Source organism: uncultured Microbacterium sp. (assembly GCF_963521645.1).
In the GTDB taxonomy this organism is placed as follows: Bacteria; Actinomycetota; Actinomycetes; order Actinomycetales; family Microbacteriaceae; genus Microbacterium.
On sequence record NZ_CAUQVQ010000139.1, the window covers coordinates 1 to 3,208 of the forward strand.

The following is a 3,208-nucleotide window of genomic DNA, read 5'->3' on the forward strand; positions in this document are numbered from 1 at the left end:
GCCGCTCCCGCAGCTGTGGCGCGTTTCGTCTCGCTCGGCTCCGCCGGGCTCGCTCGACGACCGGAGCGAGGCGAGCAGTAAACACCGGTATACAACGTCCATCGCGCTAGTAATGCCTCATATGAGTACGTATCGTTTTCGTTCGTAAACATATGGGGGAGTTGTGACCGATGTCGATACGGATGACCTACGGGCGTGGGCGGCGAAGGCCGACGCCGTACGAGCGGACTTCGGCTCGTGCGTCGTGGCGCGATCGTCGGGCCTGGGGGCTCCCTGGGTCGACGACGCGGTCGACCGGTTCGCCACCGTCTGGTCGACGGCCGTGGAGCGCCGCCTCGCCGACGTCGACATGTTCGCAGAGAACCTGAGGCAGACAGCCGACGTCTTCGACCAGGGCGACGATGCCTCGCGCAGCGAGCTCGACCAGATGATCTGGTCCGAGAGCGATTACTGATGCTCGAGCTCGGCATGACGACCGACCCGGTCGCTCTGGTGCCGGGGTCGTACGCGGCGGTGCATACCGTGGCATCGACATGGCGATCGCGGTCGGATGCGGCGACCGCTCTTCGGGACGGACTGGGTCGACTCGAGGTCGAGTCTGCCTGGCAGGGATACCCCTGCGAGAAGTACCTCGAACGCGCGGAGTACCTGCGGTCGTCGTGGGCGAGGTGCGGCGAGCACCTGATGAACGGAGCCGCCGCACTGTCGGCATACGGCGATGCACTGCGATGGGCGCAGGACGAGGCTGCGCGCGCGATCGACCTGTGGGAGCAGGCCGAGGCCGCGACGATCGCTTCGCGCGACGCGTATCGGGCGAACGTACGCGAGCTGGAACGAGACCTCCGGCTTCGACACCTCGAGGTCGACCTGCCGTTCGTCGACGGCGGGGCGGATCTGCGCATCCAGGCGCTCGACACGCTGACCAATGCGCGTGGAGTGCTCGATCGCTACGCCGTCGACGCCGCGAACGCCATCCACGACGCGGCCGACGCGGCACCGCTGGAGACCCCGAGACAGACGGAGAGCTCGAAGAATTCGGCGATCGCGGGTGCTGTCGGCACGGTTGCTTTCGAGACGGCCGTGCTCAACCCGGCGATCGACCAGCTCAACTTCCTCGCCTCGATGGGCAATGCGCTCATCAACCACCCCGACATCCTGCTCGAGCTGCTCGGCGGAGTCGCACTGATCGTCGGCGGCGGCACGATGATGGGAGGTGGTGGCGCGCTCGCTGTCACGGGCGTGGGAGCCGTGCCCGGCGGTGGTGTCGCGTGGGCCGGGGTCGGCGTCGCGGGCGCCGGCCTCATCGGGGTCGGCCATGCGGCCGGCCGTTGGATCAGTGAGGCGAGCGGCGACGATGCGGCCTCTGTGGTCCAGCGACGGCCACCCCACCCCGAGTACGGCGGACGCGACATCGCGGGCAAGTACAACGGCGACGGGCAGCGTCCGTGGGTCGACACCGAGAAGATCGGGTTGGACGAGGTCGCCGATGAAACAGGGCAGGACATCATTCGCGACAAGGTGCGGTCGACAATCGCGGGATACCACCACCGAGCGGATGCAACCACAGAACAACATCGTTACTTCGATGGTCTATTCGACAATGGCGACGGAACCTGGACTGCCGTTGAAGTCAAGGGTGGGACGGGATCGCGCACTGCCGCCCAGCGAGAGTTCGACGCCATGGTCAGTCCCGAAACACCCGCTACCGCTACGTTGAACGGTCAATCCATTCAGATCGTCGATGTAATCCTGAAGCACGTACCGTGAACCAACCGATAGTTTGCACCCGGAGAGAATCACTGATGGCGATCAAGCGCACGCACGTCACCCAGCGCAACGGATACAGCCGTATGGCGCTCATCGACAGCGTTCGCCCGTATCCGGATCAGATCAGGTTCGTCCTGAATCGGATGAACGGCTCGTCGTTCTGGGCGTGGAGCCTGTGGCGCGCCCCTGAGGGCGCAAATCTGCTGGACAGCATCCCTCTCAGCCGTGAGTACATGCAGTGCGCGGGCACCGCCGACGCGCTCGCCGTCGAGGTACGCCACCTCGACCCCGACGGCACGCCGCACCAGTACGCCGTCGGCAAGCCAGGAGGCGACCATTCCGGTGAGCCGACGGAAGTGATCCATTACGACGACGGACGCCACAGCGTCACCGTGCACCCGTCGGAGGTGTTCACCGCCGACGAAGCAGCCGTGGTCTTCTACACCTACTTCCTCACCGACAAGGTCTCCCAGCCCTACACGCTGCGCGAACTCGACCTGACCCGGCCGACACCCGAGCCCGAGGGATCCGACTGATGCGCATCCGCGTCGAGCACTCGCCCCTCGCCGAGTCGATCGCGAGCCTCGCCGACGCCGCGCAGTGCATCCGCGAGCTTCTCGACAGCCTCGAGGCCGACATCTCGGAGCTGAACGACCTGTGGACCGGACAGGCCAACGAGGCGTACGACCGCGCCCACCGCGAATGGAGCGCGTGCGCCGCCGACATGCACTCCGCCCTCGTCAGCGCCGCGACCGCCGCCGCACGCGCTCAAGCCCGCACGAGAGACGCCGAGGCGCAGGTAGCCGCTCTCTGGAGCTGACGGCTGCCGACCGCGCGCCGCTTCACCGGCGGTGGGGGCCACTTCCGCACCCACCCAGCGGTGGGGCCACTTCCGCACCCGCCCCGCGGTGGGTGGCCGCTTTCGCATCCGAACAGCCCTATTCCGGTGCGAAAGTGACCACCCCCATCGGCGAGGAGCACGTCGATCTCAGAGTTTCCGTTGACAAGGTCCAGCTTAAGTGGTTACCTAGTCGAGTAACTAACCCACTAACCGCAGCGGAGGATTCGTGATCGAAGAAGGAAAGCCGCTCTTCCTCCAGATCGCCGAGCAGATCGAGGACTCGATCCTCGACGGCTCTCTCGAGGAGGAGTCCCAGGCGCCGTCGACCAACGAGCTCGCCGGCTTCTACCGGATCAACCCTGCGACCGCAGCGAAGGGAGTCGCCATGCTCACCGACAAGGGAGTGCTGTACAAGCGCCGCGGCATCGGCATGTTCGTCGCCGCGGGTGCGAAGGATCTGCTTCTCGGTGAGCGCCGCGCCGCGTTCGCCGACCGCTACATCGACCCGCTCATCGCCGAGGCTCGCACGCTCGGGCTCGGCACCGACGACCTCGCCGCGCTGCTGCACGAGCGCGCGACACAGACAGCCCAGACAGCCCA

The 3,208-nt window shown here is 66.6% G+C and carries 5 protein-coding genes; all 5 read left to right on the plus strand.

Annotation, left to right across the window (positions count from 1 at the left end; all coding sequences use genetic code 11):
* Positions 1–163 precede the first annotated feature (163 nt).
* A complete protein-coding gene (locus RWO82_RS15325; RefSeq protein WP_314428393.1) occupies positions 164–454 on the plus strand; it encodes a type VII secretion target in 291 nt (96 codons plus the stop codon).
* On the plus strand, positions 454–1,767 hold the full coding sequence (locus RWO82_RS15330; RefSeq protein ID WP_314428394.1) for a putative T7SS-secreted protein: 1,314 nt from the start codon (positions 454–456) through the stop codon (positions 1,765–1,767). The genes RWO82_RS15325 and RWO82_RS15330 overlap by 1 nt, the downstream gene beginning before the upstream one ends.
* Before the next feature lie 35 nt (positions 1,768–1,802).
* On the plus strand, positions 1,803–2,303 hold the full coding sequence (locus tag RWO82_RS15335; protein WP_314428395.1) for a hypothetical protein: 501 nt from the start codon (positions 1,803–1,805) through the stop codon (positions 2,301–2,303).
* Positions 2,303–2,587, plus strand: coding sequence for a WXG100 family type VII secretion target (locus tag RWO82_RS15340; protein ID WP_314428396.1), 285 nt, complete (start codon positions 2,303–2,305; stop codon positions 2,585–2,587). Before RWO82_RS15335 ends, RWO82_RS15340 begins: the two co-directional genes overlap by 1 nt.
* 247 nt (positions 2,588–2,834) lie before the next feature.
* Positions 2,835–3,208: GntR family transcriptional regulator (locus tag RWO82_RS15345; protein WP_314428397.1), on the plus strand; the 374-nt coding region annotated here is incomplete at its 3' end.

Coding starts and splice junctions, on each gene's coding strand:
- RWO82_RS15330 (WP_314428394.1), top strand. CDS start 454: ATGCTCGAGCTCGGCATGACGACCGACCCGGTCGCTCTGGTGCCGGGG.
- RWO82_RS15335 (WP_314428395.1), top strand. CDS start 1,803: ATGGCGATCAAGCGCACGCACGTCACCCAGCGCAACGGATACAGCCGT.
- RWO82_RS15340 (WP_314428396.1), top strand. CDS start 2,303: ATGCGCATCCGCGTCGAGCACTCGCCCCTCGCCGAGTCGATCGCGAGC.